Consider the following 14,480-nt stretch of genomic DNA (forward strand, 5'->3'; position numbering starts at 1 on the left):
GGCCGATCGGTTGGTCAGTTCCGGGTCGCCGCGCGGGAAGCGCGATCCGGAGTCGGATGGGTCAGTGGGTGAGGAGCTTCGACAAGAAGTCCTTCGCGCGATCCGACTGCGGGTTCGTGAAGAACGACTCCGGGTCGGTGTCCTCGAGGATCTCCCCGTCGGCCATGAAGACCACGCGATCGGCGGCCTTCCTGGCGAAGCCCATCTCGTGGGTGACGACGATCATCGTCATGCCTTCGCTCGCGAGCTGCACCATGACGTCGAGCACCTCGTTGATCATCTCGGGGTCGAGCGCCGAGGTGGGCTCGTCGAACAGCATGACCTTGGGCTTCATGGCAAGGGCTCGGGCGATGGCGACGCGCTGCTGCTGTCCGCCGGACAACTGCGCGGGCAGCTTGTCGGCCTGTACGCCGATACCGACGCGTTCGAGGAGCACCTTGGCCGCGTCGTCGGCGTCACGCTTCTTCTGCTTGCGCACCTTGATCGGTCCGAGCGTGACGTTCTCGCGGATGGTCTTGTGCGCGAACAGGTTGAAGGACTGGAAGACCATGCCGACGTCGGCCCGGAGCTCGGCGAGTTGCTTGCCCTCCTCGGGGAGGCGCTTGCCGTCGATCCGGATCTCCCCCGAGGTGATCGTCTCGAGTCGGTTGATGGTGCGGCACAGGGTCGACTTGCCGGAACCGGACGGTCCGATCACGACGACGACCTCACCCTTGTTGACGGTGAGGTTGATGCGCTTCAGGGCGTGGAAGTCGCCGTAGTGCTTCTCGACGTTTTCCATGACAACGAGCGGCTCGCCCCTGCCCGCCTGAATGGGATTGCTGGTGGTCTCGTATGCTCCGGCGGCTCCGTGCGCTGACGCGGCTTCGGGTTCCGTCGGGCCGGAGTTCGGGGACGCTGTTGGCTCCATGTAACCCAAACTAGGTGACCGTGTGTTTCGTGCGCATGACGGAAGCGCTACGGTTACCGTTTCGTAACCTCGACGGCCGACGCCTCAGGCGCTCAGGCGTGCTGCGCGAACGCGCTCTCGAAGACGCACACCGATGCTGCCGTGGCCAGGTTCATGCTCTCCGCGCGGCCGTAGATCGGTACCGTAACCGCACGGTCGACCAGCGCCAGATGCTCGTCGGTGAGTCCTCTGGCCTCGTTGCCGAAGACCCAGGCGGTGGGCTGTGCGAGCACGCCCTCGGACCGCGCCACCAGCAGGTCCTCACCCTTGATGTCCGCCGCGAGCGTCTGCAGACCCGCGGCACGGGCCCGTTCCAGCACGGCGGGCAGCTCGACACCGACGGCGACGGGCAGGTGGAACAGCGAACCGGTCGTGGACCGCACGACCTTGGGGTTGTAGAGGTCGACGGTCCGTCCGCTGAGGACGACCGCGTCGGCTCCGGCGGCGTCGGCCGCGCGGATGATCGTCCCGAGGTTGCCGGGGTCCCGGACCTCCTCCAGGATGACGACGAGCTGCGGCTCCCCGGCGAAGATGTCCTTGATGGAGGTCGGGAACTGCTGCGCGACGGCGATGAACCCCTGCGGCGTGACGGTGTCCGCCATCGACTCGAGGACCTGCTCCGTGACGAACTCGATCTCGAGGCCGGCGGCGGACGCGGCGGCGGCGATCTCGGTGTACCGCTCGAGCGCCGTCGGCGTGGCGTACAGCTCGAGGATCAGGTCGGGCCGGAACTGCAGGGCCTCCGACACCGCCTGTGGTCCTTCGAGGAGGAACAGGCCGGTCTCCTGTCTCGCCGGACGCTTGGCGAGCTTGGCGACGGATCGGACGCGCGGGGACCGGGGATTGTCAAGCACGCACCCATCCTAGGGCGCGGGCTCCGGACAGACGAAACGGCCCGATCCCCTGAGGGATCGGGCCGTTCGAACACGTCCGAGGACGAGCGCAGGGCTTCCGACTAGGCGGAGACCTTCGGCGCCGAGGTGTCGGCGGGCAGCGCGGCCTTGGCCGAGGCGACGAGCGCCGCGAACGTGGCGGGCTCGTGCACGGCGAGCTCGGCGAGCATGCGACGGTCGACCTCGATACCGGCGAGGCCGAGACCCTGGATGAAGCGGTTGTACGTCATGCCGTTGGCGCGCGACGCGGCGTTGATGCGCTGGATCCAGAGGCGACGGAAGTCACCCTTGCGCGCACGACGGTCACGGTACGAGTAGACGAGGGAGTGAGTGACCTGCTCCTTGGCCTTGCGGTACAGACGCGAACGCTGACCGCGGTAACCGGCGGCGCGCTCGAGGATGACGCGACGCTTCTTGTGAGCGTTGACCGCCCTTTTGACTCTTGCCATGTTCCTAGTTCCTTACGGGTAAACGGTCTAGCGACCGAGCAGCTTCTTCATGACCTTGGCGTCGGCGGGCGCCAGCACCTGGTCCTGGTTCAGGCGACGGGTGCGACGGCTGGACTTGCTCTCCAGGTTGTGTCGCATACCGGCCTGCTGCTTCATCAGCTTGCCGCTGCCGGTGACCTTGAATCGCTTCTTGGCCCCGGAGTGGGTCTTCTGCTTCGGCATGGGATTCCTCGTTTCTTATCGGTTCTCGTCGGTGGATGACTCCACCGGAGCAGCCTCGGAGGCTTCGTCGGCTTCAGCCGGACGTGCCTTCGATGCCGCACGTTGTGCGTTGGCTTCGGCCTTGGCCTCGGACTTGTTCTTGAGGGGTCCGACGACCATCACCATGTTGCGGCCGTCGACCATCGGGGTGGACTCGACGGTGCCCCACTCGGACACGTCCTCGGCGAACTTCTGGAGCAGGCGGACGCCCTGCTCTGGGCGGGACTGCTCGCGGCCGCGGAACTGGATCATGGCTTTCACCTTGTCGCCGGCCTTGAGGAAGCCCTCAGCGCGCTTGCGCTTGGTCTCGTAGTCGTGCTGATCGATCTTGAGGCGGAACCGGACCTCTTTGAGGATGGTGTTCGCCTGGTTGCGCCGGGCCTCTTTGGCCTTCTGCGCAGCCTCGTACTTGAACTTGCCGTAGTCCATGATCTTCGCGACGGGCGGCTTGGAGTTGGGTGCGACCTCGACGAGGTCGAGATCCGCTTCCTGCGCGAGGCGAAGGGCGACCTCGATTTTGACGACGCCGACCTGTTCTCCGCCGGGACCGACGAGTCGGACCTCCGGGACGCGGATACGGTCATTGGTACGGGGATCGCTGATGCGGAGCTCCTCTGACTGGGTGGGATGCCACACGGCAGGTCCGATACCTGCGACGCGACGAATTCGGTTCACCACACACCCGTACCCCCGAACGGTGTCCGTGAACACCGTGCCGGAAGGCACCACACCCTTGCTACCCGAAGCCGTGAAGCGTCGGGCGGAGCGTGACAACCCGGTAACCTAATGAAGCGGTCAAGCGCGGGTGGGAGAATCTCCTCTTTCGTACCGAGACATGTCTCGGAGCACCGCACGAGTCTAACAGAGGATCCACGTGAACAACACCACCAGCCCCTACGACCACGACGACGAGTCGGGAGGAGCCGATCAGGCCACCCGCGACATCGCGGACGTCCCCGCCGTCGAGGTCATCACCACCGCCGCCGTGCACCTCATGAGCGCCGCAGCGGTCAAGTGCGGCCTCGCCGACGCCCCCGACGCCCAGACCGACCTCGACGAGGCTCGGAAGCTGATCAACGCCCTCGCCGGCCTCATCACCGCGGGAGCGCCGGAGATCAGCGACATGCACGCCCGTTCGCTGCGCGACGGCCTGCGTTCGCTGCAGCTCGCCTTCCGGGAGGCCTCGACCATCCAGGACCCCATCGGCAAGGGGCCCGGCGAGAAGTGGACCGGCCCGGTCACCTGATCCGGTTCCCGCCTCGCCGGCCGGAGGACGGTCGGCGAGCGGGACGGTCAGTCTGCGGGACGGAGCGAGACGGCGAGTGAATCCACCCGGGTGGCGATCGTCTCGTCGGCCGCCCACCGCTGGGCGAGACGGGCGAGCACCGCGTCGAGTTCCTGCTGGGTCAGGCCCTGCAGCAGTCCGAGTTCGACCACGAGCTCGGATCCGGCCAGCTTCGCGTCGGGATCTCCGGCACGCAGCCGCACGGTCACGACCGCGAGTTCCGGTTCGATCGACCGCTCGAACGCCTGCCGCACCGCGGCATCGCTGAAGCTGGGCGTCCACGGCTGTGACTGCGCGATCGCCCAGAGCGCCGGCCGGCGGATGGCGAACTCCGTCGTCGACGTCGGATCGAGCACCACGACGTCGGTCTGCTCACTGGCCGCGGCCAGCGCGACCCGGACGCCATCGGCGGGGATCGGCCGGGCCGTGCCGTTCCAGGCCGACATGGCACCCACCGAGCTGAACACCGGGAGGACGGTCCGACCGTCAGGGCCGGTCACGGTCACGATCGACAGCTCCTGCGACTTGTCCACCAACTGCCCCTGCTCGTTGCTCCCGGCTTCGCCGAGGTGCGCCACGAGCGGGATGAGCAGTCGTGAGTCCCGGAAGGCGTCGACGACCTCCGCCTCACCGACCTCGCCGGCGCGGAAGCGCCGCAGGGACTCGATCAGGCGTTCCGGCGCGCTGCCGTCGTCGCCCGAGCTCGCGTTCTGCTGGAACCGTCGACCGGCCCAGGGCTGGCCCGCGGAATCGGCGCCACCCGGCGTCGGGCGGTGGTGACGGTCGGGCGCAGGACCGTCTTCAGCTGCCGGAGACATCCAGCGCCTCGGCCAGGGTGAAGGCACCGTTGTACAGCGCCTTGCCGATGATCGCCCCTTCGAGGCCGAACGGGACGAGCTCGCGCAGGGCGACCAGGTCGTCGAGGCTCGAGATCCCGCCGGAGGCCACGACCGGACGGTCGGTGCGGTCGATCACCTGTCGGAGCAGCTCGATGTTCGGGCCCTGCATCGTCCCGTCCTTGGTCACGTCGGTCACGACGTACCTGGCGCAACCCGCCTCCTCGAGGCGGTCGAGCACGGTCCAGAGGTCGCCCGCGTCCTGCGTCCAACCACGGGCCGCGAGGGTCGTCCCCCGGACGTCGAGACCGACGGCGATCGCCTCGCCGTACTGGGCGATCACACTCGCCGCCCATTCGGGGTTCTCAAGCGCCGCGGTTCCGAGGTTCACGCGCTTGACGCCCGTCTCCAGCGCCTGCTCCAGGGAGGCGTCGTCGCGGATGCCACCGGAGAGTTCGATGTTCACCCCGCGCGCCTTCGAGATCACCTTCCGGATGATCGCACGGTTGTCGCCCCGGCCGAACGCGGCGTCGAGGTCGACGAGGTGGATCCACTCAGCGCCCTGACGGGCCCAGTCCAGAGCCGCATCGACGGGTTCCCCGTAGTTGGTCTCGGAGCCGGCCTCGCCGCGCGTCAAGCGGACGGCCTTCCCGTCCACGATGTCGATCGCCGGCAGCAGGGTGAGGCCGGCCGTCGTGTTGAACTCGTTCATGATCCACCGTCTCTTCGGAAGCTGCGAGCCCGTCGGGCGTCGGCGCACAGGATGCCTCGTGGCACAAACACCTGATCCTAGTCGGGCTACAGGGTGCCGAGCCAGTTGGACAGGAGACGGATGCCTGCGGCGCCCGACTTCTCGGGGTGGAACTGCGTCGCCGACAGCGGACCGTTCTCGACGGCGGCCAGGAAGGGCGCCCCGTGGGTCGCCCAGGTCAGACGCGGCTCGGGGAACGGCGGCATGACCTCCAGGGTCCACGACTGGGCCGCGTAGGAGTGGACGAAGTAGAACCGCTCGTCGGCGAGCCCGTCGAAGAGGACCGAGCCGGCGTCGGGCGCGACCGTGTTCCAGCCCATGTGGGGCAGCACCGGTGCGGTGAGTTCGGTGACGACGCCCGGCCACTCGCCGAGCCCCTCGGCCTCGGAACCGCGCTCCACCCCGCGCTCGAACATGACCTGCATGCCCACGCAGATGCCGAGGACCGGTCGGCCTCCGGCGAGACGGCGGTCGATGACCTCGTCGCCGTGCGAGGAACGCAGTGCGCCGATGACCGCGTCGAAGGCGCCGACACCCGGAACGACGAGGCCGTCGGCGGCCTGGGCGGCCTTGCGGTCCCCCGTCAGGACGACGTCGGCGCCGGCGAGCTCGAGCGCCTTCACGGCGGAGTGGACGTTGCCGGAACCGTAGTCGAGGACGACCACCGAGGGGCGGGCCGTCACAGGGAGCCCTTCGTCGAGGGGATGCCCTGCACCAACGGGTCCAGGGCCTTCGCCTGGCGGAACGCACGCGCGAAGGCCTTGAACTCCGCCTCGGCGATGTGGTGCGGGTCGCGGCCGGCGAGCACGTTGACGTGCACCGTGAGACCGGCGTTGAAGGTGATCGCCTCGAAGACGTGACGCACCATCGACCCGGTGAAGTGTCCGCCGATCAGGTGGAACTCGAACCCGGCCGGCTCGCCCCCGTGGACGAGGTACGGGCGGCCTGAGATGTCGACAACAGCCTGGACGAGCGCCTCGTCGAGCGGCACGAGTGCGTCCCCGTAGCGCGAGATCCCCGACTTGTCGCCGAGCGCCTGGCGGATCGCCTGCCCGAGGGCGATGCCGACGTCCTCGACCGTGTGGTGGACGTCGATGTCGACGTCGCCGGTCGCGCGCACGGTCAGGTCCGTCAGCGAGTGCTTCGCGAACGCCGTGAGCAGGTGGTTGTAGAACGGGACGGAGGTCTCGATGCTGCTGGTACCGGTGCCGTCGAGGTCCAGTTCCAGCTCGATGCTGGATTCGCTCGTCGAGCGCTGGATCCGGGCCGTTCGCTGCTGCGTGGTCATGCGTTCCAGTGTATCGAGGGCGTGAGCGTCACACGCCGTGTGTCGGACGACGGTGGTCGCCACGTCATCCGGGAGCGGCCGTCCGGCACGACGCCTATCGTTGAGAGGTCATGACTTCCTCACTCAGCACCACGCCGGCCGCCGCTCTCGACCAGGCGGAGATCGCCGCGCTCCGGGAGCGGTTCCCGATCCTCGCCCGCGAGATGAACGGGCACTCGCTCGTGTACCTGGACTCGGGCGCCACCTCCCAGCGCCCGACCGAGGTCCTCGACGCCGAACGGCACTTCGCGACCCACGAGAACGCGGCGGTCCACCGAGGCGCCCATCTCCTGGCCGCGGAGGCGACCGAATCCTTCGAGGACGCACGGGCGACCGTCGCCGGATTCATCGGTGCGGACGAGCGCGAACTCGTGTGGACGTCCGGTGCTACAGCGGCCCTCAACATCATCGCCGGGGCCATCGGGAACGCGAGCGCCGGACTCGGCGGCGCAGCGGCCGAGCGGTTCCGCCTCGGGCCCGGCGACGAGATCGTCGTCACGGAACTCGAACACCACGCGAACCTCATCCCCTGGCAGCAACTCGCCGCACGGACGGGCGCCACCCTCCGTCATCTGCCCGTCGACGACGACGGCGTCCTCTCCACGGACCACGCCGCCGCCGTCATCGGCGAACGCACGCGGATCCTCGCCTTCGCGCACGTGTCGAACGTGACCGGCGCCCTCGCCCCCGTCGCGGAGCTCGTCGCCCTCGCCCAGCGCGTCGGCGCGCTCACGGTGCTCGACGCCTGCCAGTCGGTGCCGCACCTCCCGGTCGACGTCACGGCGCTCGGCGTCGACTTCCTGGTGTTCTCCGGCCACAAGATGCTGGGCCCGAACGGCATCGGAGCCCTCTGGGGCCGTCGTGCGTTGCTCGACGCGCTTCCCCCCTTCCTCACCGGCGGGTCGATGATCACGACCGTCACCCTCGAAGGTGCCGAGTTCCTGCCGGCGCCCCAGCGGTTCGAGGCCGGGACCCAGCCGGTCTCGCAGGCGATCGCCCTCGCGAGCGCGGTCCGGTTCCTGCAGGACGTCGGCATGGACCGCATCCACGCCACCGAGGCCGCGTACGGCCGCCGGCTCGCGGCCGGACTCGCCGCCGTCCCCGGGGTCCGTCTGATCGGCCCTCCTCCGGGCTCTCCCCGTGCCGGTCTCGCGAGTTTCGAGGTCGCGGGTGTGCACGCGCACGACGTCGGGCAGTTCTTCGACGATCGCGGGATCGCCGTGCGCGTGGGGCACCACTGCGCCCAGCCGCTGCACCGCAGGCTCGGCCTGACGGCTTCGACGCGCGCCAGCAGCTACCTCTACACGCTCGAGTCCGAGATCGACGCGTTCCTGGACGCCGCCGCACTCGTCGGTCCGTTCTTCGGAGTGGGCCGATGAGCGGTCTCGAGAGTCTGTACCAGGAGCTCATCCTCGACCACGCCCGACAGCGGCACGGGTTCGGGCTGCTGGACGCGCCCGCAGCCGAATCGCATCAGCTCAACCCCACCTGCGGCGACGAGGTGACCCTGCAGCTCCACCTCGAGTCCGACGGCAGCCTCCGGGCGATCGCCTGGGAAGGGCACGGCTGCTCGATCTCCCAGGCGTCAAGTTCCTGCCTGAGCGACCTCGCGCCCGGCCTCACCCCCGGCGAGCTGCAGACGCTCATCGACGAGTTCCGCACGGTCATCCGCTCGCGCGGCACCCTGCAGTTCGACGAGAAACGCTTCGGCGACGCCGCGGCGTTCGGAGGCGTCTCGCGCTACATCGCCCGCGTCAAGTGCGCGATGCTGCCCTGGGTCGCCGCGGAGGAGGCCGTCTCGCGGCTTCCGTGAACGGAGCCGGCGCGCGGGACACCCGCACGCCGGTCGAGGGCACTACGCCGGGCTGATGGCGGCCAACGCCTCCAGGAACGCGGTCGTCTCCGCCTCCGTACCGGCGGTGACCCGCAGGTGGTTCGGGATGCCGACGTCGCGGATGAGGACGCCCCTCGCCAGCAGCGCCTCGAAGGCGGCGTGGGGATCGGAGACACCGCCGAAGAGGACGAAGTTCGCGCCGCTCCGCTTCGGGTCGTAGCCGAGGCGCGTCAGTTCCACCACGAGGCGATCCCGCTGGGTGCGGATGTCGTCGACCATCGCCAGCATCTCGTCGGCGTGCCGCAACGCGGCGGTTGCGGCGGCCTGCGTCAGCGCACTCAGGTGATACGGCAGCCGCACGAGTCGGAGCGCGTCCACGACGGCCGGGTCTGCGGCCAGGTAGCCGAGCCGGACACCCGCGAAGGCGAACGCCTTGCTCATCGTCCGCGACACGATGAGGCGGGGCCGACCCTCGAGCAGGCGCAGGGCGCTCGCCTCGTCATCGTGGGCGAACTCCGCGTACGCCTCGTCGACGACGACCATGCCGCGCGACGCCTCGTACACCGCGGCGACGGTCTCGAGCGACAGCGGCGTGCCGGTCGGGTTGTTCGGCGAGCACAGGAACACGAGGTCGGGATCAGCCGCCTTCACCTGCCGGGCGGCCGTCTCTGGTGAGAGTTCGAACTCCGGGTCGCGTTCCGCCGGGATCCACGTCGTGCCGACGCCCGCTGCGAGCAACGGGTACATCGAATACGTCGGGACGAATCCGAGCAGCGAACGACCCGGTCCGCCGAACGCCTGCAGGATGTGCTGCAGGACCTCGTTCGAACCGTTGCCCGCCCAGATCTGCTCCGGCGCGACGCCGTGACCCAGATACCCGGCCAAGGCCTCCCTGAGGACCGTGAACTCGCGGTCCGGGTAGCGGTTGACGGTGAGGACGGCGGAGGCCAGGGAGGCGACGATGTCGTGCGCCACGGCCTCGGGGATGGGATGCGTGTTCTCGTTGACGTTCAGCGCCACGGGCACCTGCGCCTGGGGGGCCCCGTACGGGCGCTGTCCTCGGAGGTCGTCGCGGATGGGGAGGTCGTCGAGAGCAGTCACCCGACAATCGTAGCCAGTCGTACCCCGCCGTCGACGCGCTCAGGGCCACTCACGAGCAGCTCGCGCCTGCCTTACTCCGCTGCGTATCGCTGCGGGATGGCCAGACGCTGCCCGGGCTCGATGCCGGCGGTGCTCAGCTGGTTCAGGTTCATGATCTCCGCGATCACGTCGCGAGGGTCCGCATCCGGGGCGATGGACTCGGCGAGCTGCCAGAGCGACTCACCCGGGTCGACCGTGATGTAGCTGAACGTCGTACCCGCCGCTGCGGTGTTGGCTGCCGCGCCACCGGCTGACAAGCCGACGACCGCGACGCCGATCACGAGTGGGATGGCGGCGAGCGTGGTGAAGACGACCCGCCCGCGTCGCGTCAGACGGAGCCGACGCGCTGGCCGCGCGTCCGACGTCGGTGCCTGCGCGGTGCGCGTGGAAACCGTTGCGTGTGACCCGATCAGTGCTGCGCTCATGTCAACCCTCCAAGTGTGTGCTCATCGTGCGATGAGGACTCGTATCCGACCCTCGGCCGAGAGGGCCGGATACGAACCTGTGTTCCGAATATATCTTCGATTGTTCGAATACTCAACCCTGTGTTCGCACCTTCGCGCCGGGAAATCGACGACACGCTCGAACAGATGTTTGTCTGGTCGAGCTGGTGCGGATACAGTTTCGAGTGTTGGAAGCAGTACACCACCACCCACCGACATCGGTCACCGACAGCCGATCAGGGCAGGAGCGAAGATGGCAGCGAACACGGCGGGCGACGGCGCAAGGGAGCGTCAGGTCGGCGGCACTCGGCGGCGGAAGAGCCTCAGCGACAAGCAGCTGGCGATCCTCGACGTCATCCAGCGCTCTGTCTCGCAGCGGGGCTACCCGCCGAGCATGCGTGAGATCGGGGACGCCGTCGGGCTCGCCTCCCTCTCGAGCGTGACGCACCAACTCGGCCAGCTCGAACTGAGCGGGTACCTCCGGCGCGACCCCAACCGCCCCCGCGCCATCGAGGTCCTCATAGACCTCCCGAGCGCCGTGGAGGGCAGCGACCCCGACACTGCTCCCCCGGTCGGTGACGCGGCGATGGTGCCGCTCGTCGGGCGGATCGCGGCCGGCATCCCCATCACGGCCGAGCAGCAGGTCGAAGAGATCTTCCCCCTGCCACGCCAACTGGTCGGGAAGGGCAGTCTCTTCATGCTGAAGGTCGTCGGCGACTCCATGGTCGACGCCGCCATCTGCGACGGTGACTGGGTCGTCATCCGTGAACAGAAGACCGCGGAGAACGGTGAGATCGTCGCCGCCATGCTCGACGAGGAGGCGACGGTGAAGGTGTTCCGTCAGCGCGACGGTCACACCTGGCTCCTCCCCCGCAACTCGGCGTTCGAGCCCATCCTCGGCGACCACGCCGAGGTGCTGGGCAAGGTCGTCGCGGTACTCCGGACCGTCTGACGTCACCCCACTCGACGGACACGGGCCGGGACGATCAGACGGTCGCCCCGGCCCGTGTCCGTCTGTGCCGAGACGCTCGGTTCAGCGCTGCCGAACTCGGCCTGAGTGCGGCGCACAGTGAGGTGTTCCCAATCCCGCGCCCTGGTCCTACGCTGAACGCATGGACGCCGGCCCGAACGCTCGCGCCAGCCGGTCGTCCCGTCGCGTGGGCCTCCTGAGCGCGTCTTCGCTCCTCTGCCTCGCCATCCTGGCGGGATGCACGCCCGCACCCGACGGCACCTCGACGACGGCCGTTCCGACCGACGTCACCGTGCAGCTGGGTCAGAACCGCGATCAGTACGCCGGCCGTTCCGCGATCATCCGGATCGAGAACGGGAGCGAGGACGACCTCGTCATCGTCGGCCTGGAGGTCTCGGGGTCCGCCTTCACGGCGACCACCGACCGGGACCGGGCGTCGGCCGTGCCAGCGGGGCAGACGAAGGATCTGTCCGTCGAGCTTCCCCCGGCTGCCTGCGGCACGGCTGCGTCAGATCTTCGGGCCGACGTCACCCTGCACCTCGAGGACGGTGCTGTGATCGCGATCACGGCAGTGGCCGACCCCACCGCGGTCCTGCCCCGTCTGCACGGAGCCGAGTGCACCGTGGTGGGCGTCGAGCGCATCGCGGACGTCACCGCCGAGACCTCCGTGCGACTCGAGGGCTCCGGGCCGTCGACCGTCGCGGTCCTGACGATCAGCGTCACGCCCACCGGCCGGCGCGGACGCCTCGACCTGGTCGAGCTGCGGTCCACGGTGCTCCTCAAACCGGCACCCGACGCGTCGACGCCGACCGACGCTTCGGCGTGGCCGCTCGACCGCACCGTCGATGCGACCAGTGGTCCTCAGTCGATCGACGTCCGCATCGTTCCGACGCGATGCGACCCGCACGCCCTCGCGGAGGACAAGGTCGGGACACGCTTCCCGCTCGTGGTGCGCATCGACGGCGGACCGGAAGCGGTCATGACGCTTCCGTTGCCTGCAGCCACCGCGACCGCACTCAAGGACGCCGTCCGGATCCGCTGCGGCTGAATCCCAGCCGACACGGCGGACGGCCGGGCCTCAGGAGGTGACGGCCGGCGCCGGGAGGATCTCGGCGAACGGCGCGAGCGCGGCTGCGACCTCGGCACCGACGAGGGCGTGCACGATGGTCCCGCGCTCGTCGTAGTCCGTCGACAACACCTTGCCGCGTTCGTGCAGCAAGGTGACCAGGTCGCCTCGGTCGAACGGGACGAGCACGTTGACCTCGTTGCTCGGCGACGGGATCAGCGCTTCGATGCGCTCCATCAGTTCGTCGATCCCGACGCCCGTCCTCGCGGAGACGAACACGGCGTCCGGGACCAGACCGCGCAGGACGAGCAGCTGTCCGTCATCGACGAGGTCGGCCTTGTTGAACACGACCAGTTCCGGGATGTGGCGCGCGCCGACCTCACCGATCACGTCGCGGACGGTGGCGATCTGACCCGCCGGGTCGGGATGCGCGGCATCCACGACGTGCACGATGACGTCGCTGTCGGCGACCTCCTCGAGCGTCGACCGGAAGGCCTCGACCAGCTGGTGCGGCAGGTTGCGGACGAAGCCGACGGTGTCGGCGAGCGTGTACTCGCGCCCGTCGGCGGTCTCGTTGCGTCGGACGGTCGCGTCGAGCGTCGCGAACAGGGAGTTCTCGACGAGGACGCCGGCCTTCGTGATGCGGTTGAGCAGACTGGACTTCCCGGCGTTCGTGTACCCCGCGATCGCGACCGACGGCACGGTGTTGCGTCGTCGGTTCGCCCGCTTCGCCTCGCGCGCCGGCTTCATCGCGGTGATCGACTTGCGCAGCTTCGCCATGCGGGTGTGGATGCGCCGGCGGTCGAGCTCGATCTTCGTCTCACCCGGCCCCCTCGAGCCCATACCGGCGCCGGCACCACCGACCTGTCCACCGGCCTGACGGCTCATGGACTCACCCCAACCACGCAGGCGCGGGAGGAGGTACTCGAGTTGGGCCAGTTCGACCTGCGCCTTGCCCTCACGGCTCTTCGCGTGCTGGCTGAAGATGTCGAGGATGACGGCCGTGCGATCGATCACCTTGACGCCCACGGCGTCCTCGAGCGCTCGTCGCTGGCTCGGTGCGAGTTCGGTGTCGGCGATGACCGTGTCGGCGCCGAGCGCCTGCACGATCGCCTTCAGCTCCTGCGCCTTGCCGCGCCCGAGATAGGTGCTCGGGTCCGGGTGTGGCTTGCGCTGGAGCAATCCGTCGAGGACGACGGCCCCGGCGGTCTCGGCGAGAGCGGCGAGCTCGCGCAGCGAATTCTCCGCGTCGTGCAGTGCACCCTGCGGGTAGACACCGATGATCACGACGTTCTCGAGGCGGAGCTGGCGGTACTCGACCTCCGTGACATCCTCGAGCTCCGTCGAGAGCCCCGCGACGCGACGGAGGGCCTGGCGGTCCTCGCGGTCGAACTGCTCGCCGTCGTCGGACGAGCCACCCGTGGTGTCCGAGGTCTGCAGCGCGGCGGCACCGCTGCCGAACAGGGTGTACCCGCTCGAGCGGGACGCGGCGCTCGTGAGCACCCGCGCCACCACGTCGTCGGGATCGGCCACCGAGACGTCGTCCGATCCGGCTCCTGGGTCGACATCGGCGTCGTCTGCGGGGTCGTGGGCTGCATCCATCGGTGGTCTACTCATCACGTTAACCCTACTTCCTCCTGGTCCGGTACCGTTCCTGTATGTCGAACGAGCACTACTTCACCGCCGAACCCGCGAGCGAGTTGCAGCTCAGACCCATCACTGCGAAGCTCGGCGGAGTCGACCGATCCCTGGTCTCGGCGAGCGGCATCTTCAGCCCCGGGCACCTCGACCAGGGCACGCTGGTGCTCCTCGCGAACACACCACCGCCGCCGGCGACCGGCGACCTCCTCGACATCGGATGCGGTTGGGGTCCGATCGCCCTGTCGCTCGCGCTCGCGTCACCGGAGGCGACCGTCTGGGCGGTCGACGTGAACCAGCGGGCGCTCCAGCTCACCCGCATCAACGCGGAGCGTCTCGGACTCGAGAACATCCGCGCCGTCCTGCCGGAAGACGTGCCGGACGACATCCGGTTCGCGACCGTCTGGTCCAACCCACCGATCCGGGTCGGCAAGGACGAACTCCACCGACTGCTCATGCACTGGCTTCCACGACTCCAGGACGACGGTGACGCGTGGCTCGTCGTCCAGAAGAACCTCGGTTCCGACTCCCTGCAGAAGTGGCTCCAAGAGCAGCTGCCGGCGTCGTTCCACGTGGGCCGAGCGGCGATGGCCAAGGGCTTCCGGGTGCTGCACGCCAGACGGCGCGAACACCGCTGA

Annotated in this window: 18 protein-coding genes; 6 read left to right on the top strand and 12 right to left on the bottom strand. The window is 69.0% G+C overall.

Translation table 11 applies throughout. The annotated features are described in order from the left end of the window. Positions 1-61: 61 nt before the first annotated feature. From QRN26_RS12265 to infC, 5 genes are all read right to left on the bottom strand, one after another. The gene (locus QRN26_RS12265) at positions 62-781 is read right to left on the bottom strand and encodes an amino acid ABC transporter ATP-binding protein (protein ID WP_056781937.1); all 720 of its coding nucleotides are present in this window, start codon (positions 779-781) and stop codon (positions 62-64) included. A gap of 221 nt (positions 782-1,002) precedes the next feature. Next, positions 1,003-1,803: a TrmH family RNA methyltransferase gene (locus tag QRN26_RS12270; RefSeq protein ID WP_285037077.1), complete on the bottom strand. Its 801-nt coding sequence runs from the start codon at positions 1,801-1,803 to the stop codon at positions 1,003-1,005. Positions 1,804-1,904: 101 nt separating this feature from the next. Continuing rightward, complete coding sequence (gene rplT, locus QRN26_RS12275) at positions 1,905-2,291, bottom strand: 50S ribosomal protein L20 (protein ID WP_056012066.1); 387 nt, start codon at positions 2,289-2,291, stop codon at positions 1,905-1,907. A gap of 27 nt (positions 2,292-2,318) precedes the next feature. Next, positions 2,319-2,513 (bottom strand): 50S ribosomal protein L35, encoded by a 195-nt coding sequence (rpmI, locus tag QRN26_RS12280; RefSeq protein WP_056012069.1) that lies wholly within the window; start codon positions 2,511-2,513, stop codon positions 2,319-2,321. Positions 2,514-2,528: 15 nt separating this feature from the next. Further along, positions 2,529-3,188, bottom strand: coding sequence for a translation initiation factor IF-3 (gene infC, locus QRN26_RS12285; RefSeq protein ID WP_082456168.1), 660 nt, complete (start codon positions 3,186-3,188; stop codon positions 2,529-2,531). 238 nt (positions 3,189-3,426) lie between these two features. Here infC and QRN26_RS12290 point away from each other — a divergent pair, with 238 nt between their 5' ends. Further along, the gene (locus tag QRN26_RS12290; protein WP_056012072.1) at positions 3,427-3,798 is read left to right on the top strand and encodes a DUF1844 domain-containing protein; all 372 of its coding nucleotides are present in this window, start codon (positions 3,427-3,429) and stop codon (positions 3,796-3,798) included. Between the two features lie 47 nt (positions 3,799-3,845). Here the strand turns inward: QRN26_RS12290 and QRN26_RS12295 are convergent, their stop codons facing one another. The 4 genes from QRN26_RS12295 to hisB form a co-directional block, all read right to left on the bottom strand. Further along, positions 3,846-4,655 (bottom strand): SseB family protein, encoded by an 810-nt coding sequence (locus QRN26_RS12295; RefSeq protein ID WP_285037078.1) that lies wholly within the window; start codon positions 4,653-4,655, stop codon positions 3,846-3,848. Then, positions 4,639-5,385, bottom strand: coding sequence for a bifunctional 1-(5-phosphoribosyl)-5-((5-phosphoribosylamino)methylideneamino)imidazole-4-carboxamide isomerase/phosphoribosylanthranilate isomerase PriA (gene priA / locus QRN26_RS12300; protein ID WP_056781931.1), 747 nt, complete (start codon positions 5,383-5,385; stop codon positions 4,639-4,641). Before priA ends, QRN26_RS12295 begins: the two co-directional genes overlap by 17 nt. 86 nt (positions 5,386-5,471) lie before the next feature. Beyond that, a complete protein-coding gene (gene hisH / locus QRN26_RS12305; RefSeq protein WP_285037079.1) occupies positions 5,472-6,107 on the bottom strand; it encodes an imidazole glycerol phosphate synthase subunit HisH in 636 nt (211 codons plus the stop codon). Beyond that, on the bottom strand, positions 6,104-6,712 hold the full coding sequence (gene hisB / locus QRN26_RS12310; protein ID WP_056012082.1) for an imidazoleglycerol-phosphate dehydratase HisB: 609 nt from the start codon (positions 6,710-6,712) through the stop codon (positions 6,104-6,106). Before hisB ends, hisH begins: the two co-directional genes overlap by 4 nt. Before the next feature lie 110 nt (positions 6,713-6,822). Between hisB and QRN26_RS12315 the strand changes: the two genes are divergently transcribed. Beyond that, entirely contained in the window at positions 6,823-8,130 is a 1,308-nt protein-coding gene (locus QRN26_RS12315; protein WP_285037080.1) for a SufS family cysteine desulfurase, read from the top strand. After that, a complete protein-coding gene (sufU, locus tag QRN26_RS12320; protein WP_285037081.1) occupies positions 8,127-8,564 on the top strand; it encodes a Fe-S cluster assembly sulfur transfer protein SufU in 438 nt (145 codons plus the stop codon). Before QRN26_RS12315 ends, sufU begins: the two co-directional genes overlap by 4 nt. 42 nt (positions 8,565-8,606) lie before the next feature. On the opposite strand, the gene QRN26_RS12325 is transcribed toward sufU, so the two are convergent. Continuing rightward, positions 8,607-9,686 (bottom strand): histidinol-phosphate transaminase, encoded by a 1,080-nt coding sequence (locus QRN26_RS12325; RefSeq protein WP_285037082.1) that lies wholly within the window; start codon positions 9,684-9,686, stop codon positions 8,607-8,609. Positions 9,687-9,757: 71 nt separating this feature from the next. Continuing rightward, positions 9,758-10,150 (bottom strand): LysM peptidoglycan-binding domain-containing protein, encoded by a 393-nt coding sequence (locus tag QRN26_RS12330; RefSeq protein WP_056781928.1) that lies wholly within the window; start codon positions 10,148-10,150, stop codon positions 9,758-9,760. Positions 10,151-10,421: 271 nt separating this feature from the next. Here QRN26_RS12330 and lexA point away from each other — a divergent pair, with 271 nt between their 5' ends. Together lexA and QRN26_RS12340 are read left to right on the top strand one after the other, a co-directional pair. After that, positions 10,422-11,120, top strand: coding sequence for a transcriptional repressor LexA (lexA, locus tag QRN26_RS12335; RefSeq protein WP_056012094.1), 699 nt, complete (start codon positions 10,422-10,424; stop codon positions 11,118-11,120). Positions 11,121-11,280: 160 nt separating this feature from the next. Then, positions 11,281-12,186 (top strand): hypothetical protein, encoded by a 906-nt coding sequence (locus QRN26_RS12340; protein ID WP_285037083.1) that lies wholly within the window; start codon positions 11,281-11,283, stop codon positions 12,184-12,186. Positions 12,187-12,216: 30 nt separating this feature from the next. On the opposite strand, the gene hflX is transcribed toward QRN26_RS12340, so the two are convergent. Next, entirely contained in the window at positions 12,217-13,821 is a 1,605-nt protein-coding gene (gene hflX / locus QRN26_RS12345) for a GTPase HflX (RefSeq protein ID WP_235526828.1), read from the bottom strand. Positions 13,822-13,862: 41 nt separating this feature from the next. On the opposite strand from hflX, the gene QRN26_RS12350 reads away from it, so the two are divergent. Next, positions 13,863-14,480, top strand: a complete 618-nt coding sequence (locus QRN26_RS12350; RefSeq protein ID WP_285037084.1) for a class I SAM-dependent methyltransferase — start codon at positions 13,863-13,865, stop codon at positions 14,478-14,480.

This window comes from Plantibacter sp. ME-Dv--P-095 (assembly GCF_030209365.1).
Taxonomy (GTDB): Bacteria; Actinomycetota; Actinomycetes; order Actinomycetales; family Microbacteriaceae; genus Plantibacter.